The organism is Aliivibrio kagoshimensis, from assembly GCF_050337105.1.
Taxonomy (GTDB): Bacteria; Pseudomonadota; Gammaproteobacteria; order Enterobacterales; family Vibrionaceae; genus Aliivibrio_A; species Aliivibrio_A kagoshimensis.
In genome coordinates this window covers 1-6494 of sequence record NZ_JAKJSQ010000117.1, presented here as the reverse complement: position 1 = coordinate 6494, position 6494 = coordinate 1, and the positions used below count along the sequence as shown (strand labels likewise).

The 6494-nt window shown below is 42.7% G+C and carries 5 protein-coding genes; 3 read left to right on the top strand and 2 right to left on the bottom strand.

What is annotated here, in order from left to right:
• Positions 1 to 156 precede the first annotated feature (156 nt).
• On the bottom strand, positions 157 to 1752 hold the full coding sequence (locus tag L4C32_RS19995; RefSeq protein ID WP_428198655.1) for an ABC-F family ATPase: 1596 nt from the start codon (positions 1750 to 1752) through the stop codon (positions 157 to 159).
• A 196-nt stretch (positions 1753 to 1948) separates the two neighbouring features.
• Here L4C32_RS19995 and L4C32_RS19990 point away from each other — a divergent pair, with 196 nt between their 5' ends.
• From L4C32_RS19990 to L4C32_RS19980, 3 genes are all read left to right on the top strand, one after another.
• The gene (locus L4C32_RS19990; protein ID WP_428198654.1) at positions 1949 to 3637 is read left to right on the top strand and encodes a LytS/YhcK type 5TM receptor domain-containing protein; all 1689 of its coding nucleotides are present in this window, start codon (positions 1949 to 1951) and stop codon (positions 3635 to 3637) included.
• Positions 3630 to 4343, top strand: a complete 714-nt coding sequence (btsR, locus tag L4C32_RS19985) for a two-component system response regulator BtsR (RefSeq protein WP_428198653.1) — start codon at positions 3630 to 3632, stop codon at positions 4341 to 4343. Before L4C32_RS19990 ends, btsR begins: the two co-directional genes overlap by 8 nt.
• Positions 4344 to 4476: 133 nt before the next feature.
• On the top strand, positions 4477 to 5961 hold the full coding sequence (locus L4C32_RS19980) for a carbon starvation CstA family protein (RefSeq protein WP_428198652.1): 1485 nt from the start codon (positions 4477 to 4479) through the stop codon (positions 5959 to 5961).
• Positions 5962 to 6150: 189 nt separating this feature from the next.
• Here L4C32_RS19980 and nadS read toward each other — a convergent pair whose 3' ends face one another.
• Positions 6151 to 6435, bottom strand: coding sequence for a NadS family protein (nadS, locus tag L4C32_RS19975; RefSeq protein WP_428198651.1), 285 nt, complete (start codon positions 6433 to 6435; stop codon positions 6151 to 6153).
• Positions 6436 to 6494: the final 59 nt, after the last annotated feature.

Genomic DNA, 6494 nt, shown 5'->3' with positions numbered 1-6494 from the left:
ATATAATAATCTTAGATGGCGCGCATTCTAAAGGATGAATTGAGAGAAAACAACCAATTGTTCGAACTTTTGATCAAATCACGTTTCAAGATCAAGTTTTAATAAAAAAGCCGACATAAGTCGGCTTATTATCAAAAACTGTTGTCTTTCGTGCGGTTAACCTTTAAGGCCTTGTTTGCGCAAATATTCATCGTATGAGCCATGGAAGTCTTCTATTCCATCTTTAGTAATCTCAATAATACGGGTAGCGATAGAAGAAACAAACTGGCGATCATGAGAAACAAACAGCAATGTCCCTTTATAGTTTTCAAGCGCTAAGTTTAATGACTCAATCGATTCCATGTCCATATGGTTGGTTGGTTCATCCATTAACAAGATGTTTGATTTCTGCATGATCAATTTACCAAACAGCATGCGACCCTGCTCACCACCTGAGATCACTTTTACCGATTTCTTGATGTCATTCTGTGAGAACAGCATACGACCCAAAATTCCTCGAACAGTCTGTTCGTCGTCACCCTCTTGTTTCCACTGCCCCATCCACTCAAGAAGGTTTATATCTTCAGCAAAGTCATGGCTATGATCCTGAGCATAAACACCGATATTGTGGTTTTCAGACCACTTAACGATGCCTGACATAGGCTCCATGCTATTAGCTAGTGTATTCAATAGTGTCGATTTACCAATACCATTTTCACCAATAATTGCGATTCGCTCACCCACTTCTACCATCAGATTAACGCCGTTAATCAGGATGTTATCACCATAGCCTTGTACCAGTGATTCCACTTCCAATGCATTTCTGAACAGAGGTTTCTCTTGGTCAAAACGAATGAATGGAGATTGGCGGCTTGATGCTTTCACCTCAGTCAATTGAATTTTGTCTAATTGCTTTTGACGAGACGTGGCTTGTTTTGCTTTTGATGCATTCGCAGAGAAGCGACTCACAAAGGTTTGTAAATCTGCAATCTGGGCTTTTTTCTTCGCATTATCAGCTTGAAGTTGATCACGAGCTTGCTCTGCCGCTGTCATGTACTCATCATAGTTACCGTGGAACAGACGAAGTTCACCATAATCAAGGTCGGCCATGTGCGTACAAACACTGTTTAAGAAGTGACGGTCATGAGAGATGATAATCATCGTACAGTTACGTGCCAGAAGAATCTCTTCTAACCAGCTGATCGTGTGCATGTCCAGGTTGTTGGTTGGTTCATCAAGAAGCATGATATCAGGGTCTGCGAACAACACCTGAGCCAAAAGAACACGTACTTTTAAACCAGGAGCAACTTCACTCATCATTCCAAAATGTTGGTCTTCAGAAATACCCAAACCTAACAGTAGTTCTCCCGCACGAGCTTCTGCAGAGTACCCATCCATTTCAGCAAATTCAGTTTCTAAATCACCAACACGCATACCGTCTTCATCAGACATTTCTGGAAGTGAATAAATACGATCGCGTTCTTCCTTAATAGTCCACAGCTCTTTGTGTCCCATAATAACGGTATCAACAACGCTGTACTCTTCATAGGCAAACTGGTCTTGACCCAGCTTAGCAACACGTTCATTAGGATCCGTCGATACAACACCTGCTGATTGCTCTAGCTCACCGCCAAGAATCTTCATGAATGTGGATTTACCACAGCCATTTGCGCCGATAAGACCGTAACGGTTACCGTTGCCAAATTTAATGGAAATGTTTTCGAACAGAGGCTTATCGCCAAACTGCATAGTAATGTTAGCTGTTGAAATCAAGATTCAAATCCTAATAGTGTGATGAAGAATATAAAGTTAGGCGCAAGGGTACAGTTTGAAGCCTCTTCGAGCAAGTATAAGCGATAAAAAACAGTAATAATTCATCAACTATTTCCCTACTACATTTATAGATTGCTTATTGTTTGTTAGCCAATAAAATGTCTCTGTTATCACTCATTTTCTTAATGGCGTATCTATGGAACTGATTTTCTCTCTTCTGCAACAGCTTAGTGTCTATTTAGTTATTGCCTATCTGTTAAGCAAAACCCCACTATTTATGCCAATTACCACAGTTTCTGGCCAACTTTCGCAACGAATTGCCTGCTATGTTCTTTTCTCTCTCTTCTGCATTTTAGGCACCTATTTTGGTCTTACGATTGAAGATGCTATTGCCAATACGCGCGCCATTGGAGCCGTGATGGGAGGGTTACTAGGCGGGCCGCTTGTTGGGTTTGCGGTGGGACTCACCGGCGGAATTCATCGCTATTCAATGGGTGGTTTTACCGACGTCGCTTGTGCTATCTCAACCACTGCAGAAGGGTTAATTGGTGGCTTTGTTCACAGCTATTATGTACGCCGTGGTCAAGTTGATCAGATATTCAGACCTAGCATCGTGTTAGTGGTGACCCTCGTAGCCGAAGTCATGCAGATGGTCATTATACTGCTGGTTGCTAAACCCTTTGATCAAGCAGTGCACTTAGTGAGTGCCATTGCCTTGCCTATGGTTATCGCGAATTCCGTGGGAGCGGCGCTATTTATGAGCATAATTCAAGATAGAAAAACCATCTATGAGAAATACTCGGCCGCCTTTTCAAGTAAAGCATTAAAAATAGCACACCGTTCAGTGGGGATCATGAGTAGCGGTTTCAACCCAAAAACGGCGCAGCAAGTGGCTCAAATTATTTACGAAGAGACCGGTGTTGGCGCAGTCTCCATCACCGACCGAGAAAAAATCATGGCCTTCACTGGTATTGGCGATGATCATCATATTCCCGGCACCCTCATTTCATCAGACTATACCAAACAGGCCATTGAGGCGCAGAAAATAATCTATGCTGATGGTTATGAAATGCCTTACCAATGCTCATTACACCCAAAATGTAAATTGGGATCTGCACTGGTGATCCCTCTCGTTGGGGGTGAAAACGAAGTTCTAGGTACCATCAAGCTGTATGAACCTAAACAAAAGTTGTTCTCTTCAGTCAACATCAGTTTAGGCGAAGGGTTAGCCAAGCTCCTCTCAAACCAAATATTAACTGGCAGATACATCGAGCAGCAGACGCTATTAACTCAAGCTGAGTTGCGTTTATTGCAAGCACAGGTGAACCCTCATTTTCTGTTTAACGCCCTCAACACCATTAATGCCGTCATCCGCAAAGATCCTGATAAGGCCAGGAGTTTGATTCAACATCTGTCACAATTTTTCCGACGAAATTTGAAACAGAACATTGAGAGCGTCACCATTGATGAAGAGCTAAAGCATGTTAACGCCTACCTAGAAATTGAGCTAGCAAGGTTCTCTGATAGGTTGTCGATTACCTTTGATATTGATCCACAACTGCTCTCTCTTCAGGTACCAACATTTACACTGCAACCCTTGGTGGAAAATGCAGTTAAACATGGAACCTCTACACTGTTGAGCAATGGGATTATCAGTATTAATGGCTTTATCGAGGGGGAGGCGGTCATCTTGCAGGTTAAAGATAATGCAGGAAACTACACCGCACCTGCTGATGAGTCAGGCTTAGGATTGAAAATTGTCGATAAACGTATCAAGAATCAGTTTGGACAACGTTGGGGGTTAACAATGCACAGCATTGAACATCAATCCACAACAGCAACTATCTCAATGCCATTGAAAAAAGAGGGAGAAAACAGTGATTAAAGCGATGGTCATAGATGACGAGCTGTATGCCCGAGATGAATTAATTGAACTACTCAAAGAGAGTGGCCAAATCGATGTTATTGCTAGTTGCAGTAACGCTATTGATGGCTTAAAGCAGCTCAATACGTTAAAGCCTGAGGTTCTTTTTTTAGACATTCAAATGCCACAAGTCACTGGTTTAGAGATGCTCAGTATGCTCGATCCTGACACCATGCCAAAGATTGTCTTTGTTACGGCTTATGATGAGTTTGCATTAAAAGCTTTTGAAGATAATGCGTTTGACTATCTACTCAAACCTGTAGAAGCGGAGCGGTTAAACAAAACGTTACTCCGCTTACAGCGTGAACAGAAGCCTCATGATTTCTCCCCTCTCTCTTCTGAACAGTTGGAGTTGATCCCGTGTAGTGGTCATAACCGTTTTACCCTGTTAACCCCTAAAGATATTGAAATCGCTTTCGTCAATATTTCTGGCGTCCATGTTGCCAGTGGTAACACCATTTCAACCACACAATTAACCTTAAAAGTGCTTGAGGAGAAAACGTCGTTGATTCGTTGCCATCGTCAGTATTTGATCCAACCGACAGCGATTACTGAAATCAAACTGTTAGAGAACGGGTTGGCAGAAATCACCACCACCCACGGTCATATCGCCCCCGTAAGCCGTCGCTATCTTAAAGAGTTAAAAGACCGATTTGGGCTACATTAACCATTTTATAAAACCACTCAGGCTGTTCACCGACCACTTAAGTGGCTATTTAACCACTCAATGCTTTCCTAGATGATCGTTTTATCCCTCCATTTACAATGGTAATAACTTACTAAAATGGACGGATAAAATTATGGCGTGGTTTCTCCTTTGTGTTGCAGCCCTACTCGGTGGATACTTCATCTATGGCGCAATCGTAGAAAAAATATTTGGTATTAACGAGCAGCGTAAAACACCTGCATTTACCAAACAAGATGGCGTTGACTTTGTGCCAATGTCGAACAAAAAAGTATACTTAGTTCAACTACTCAATATCGCTGGTGTCGGTCCAATTTTCGGCCCAATCATGGGTGCCCTTTACGGTCCAGCGGCTATGTTGTGGATTGTTCTGGGTTGTGTGTTTGCTGGCGCAGTACATGACTACTTTTCTGGTATGTTATCGATTCGAAATGGCGGTGCTTCCGTACCGACCATTACAGGTCGATATTTAGGCCAAGGTGCTAAGCACTTCATGAACATTTTCGCGATTGTATTACTCCTTCTGGTTGGCGTGGTCTTTGTATCAGCACCAGCAGGCATGATCACAACCTTAGTTAATGAACAGACTGGTTTTAATCTCTCAATGACCACCATGGTTGTTATCATTTTCGCTTACTACATCATCGCCACCATTGTGCCAGTCGATAAAATTATTGGTCGTTTCTATCCACTATTTGGTGCGTTATTAATTTTCATGTCAGTTGGCCTTATCACTGCAGTTGCCTTTTCAAGCGAATACACTCTGCTTGGTGGTTACGAGATGAGTCAGATGTTTACCAACATGAACCCTAATAATCTACCACTGTGGCCTGCGCTGTTCATCACTATCGCTTGTGGTGCTATCTCTGGATTCCACGCTACTCAGTCACCACTAATGGCTCGCTGCATCGAAAACGAGAAGAACGGTCGTTTTGTGTTTTACGGTGCCATGATCGGTGAAGGTATTATCGCCCTTATCTGGTGTGCGTTAGCTCTATCATTCTTTGGCTCTGTTGACTCACTGGCTGACGCTGTCGCCAATGGCGGACCTGGTAATGTGGTATACAGCTCGTCATTTGGTCTATTGGGTGTATTTGGTGGTATCTTAGCTTTCTTAGGTGTGGTGATTCTTCCTATCACATCAGGTGATACGGCGTTCCGTTCAAGCCGTCTTATCCTGGCTGAGTATTTCAATATGGATCAGAAGCCGATTAAGAACCGCTTAATGATGGCTCTACCGCTATTCCTTCTTGGTGCAATACTGACTCAGGTTGATTTTGGTATTATCTGGCGCTACTTCGGTTTTGCTAACCAGACGACTGCCGTCATGATGTTGTGGACAGCGTCTGCTTATCTACTTCGCTTCAATAAGTTCCACTGGATCACTACGATTCCAGCCATGTTCATGACCACAGTGTGCATCACGTTCATCTTAAACAACAGTCAACTTGGCTTTGGACTACCGATGAGCACCTCTACCCTAGTCGGTATGATTGCCACACTGTTCATTACCGGTTACGTGATAAAACGCTCCAAAGGGAAAGGCGATACAGAACTTTCTGATGAGGGTGATGAGAAGAGCAAACTAGAAACGGCATAAACCCGTGACATAAAAAGAGCCAGCATGTGAACATGCTGGCTTTTTTATTATCAAATTTTCTGGCACTTAATGCAGTTTTAGGTTCGGTCTTAAGACTCGATTTATTCGGCCGACTAACTTCGTTAATCCCGTTTTAATCACTCCGTGCAGAGCGATCAAATGCATTCGATAGAGAGACTTCGAGCTTGGTTACGACAGTGCTCTAATGACTGCTTGAGGGTCTTTAGCAAGAACATTTAGTAAAACCAAAGCTGGACCTCTTGGTGTTCTATCACCACGCTCCCAATGACGCAACGTACCCAAACTAATTCCAAAGGTAGAGGCAAATTCAGCCTGTGTCATAGCGACATTATTACGCACAGCTTTTACATCTACAGGATCAAACTTGTGGACTGTAGCCTTTTTAGTTTTGCCTTCTGCAAACTCTATGGCTTCCATTAGACCTTGTTGGATACTTTCAAATGCATTAGTCATGATTGACTCCTGTAACTGACTGCAAGTATTTTGGTTAATTTACTAAGAATATTACATTC

What these genes read in the sequence shown, in the direction of transcription:
- L4C32_RS19980 (WP_428198652.1), top strand. Translation starts at nt 4,477, where the DNA reads ATGGCGTGGTTTCTCCTTTGTGTTGCAGCCCTACTCGGTGGATACTTC.
- nadS (WP_428198651.1), bottom strand. Translation starts at nt 6,435, where the DNA reads ATGACTAATGCATTTGAAAGTATCCAACAAGGTCTAATGGAAGCCATA.
- L4C32_RS19990 (WP_428198654.1), top strand. Translation starts at nt 1,949, where the DNA reads ATGGAACTGATTTTCTCTCTTCTGCAACAGCTTAGTGTCTATTTAGTT.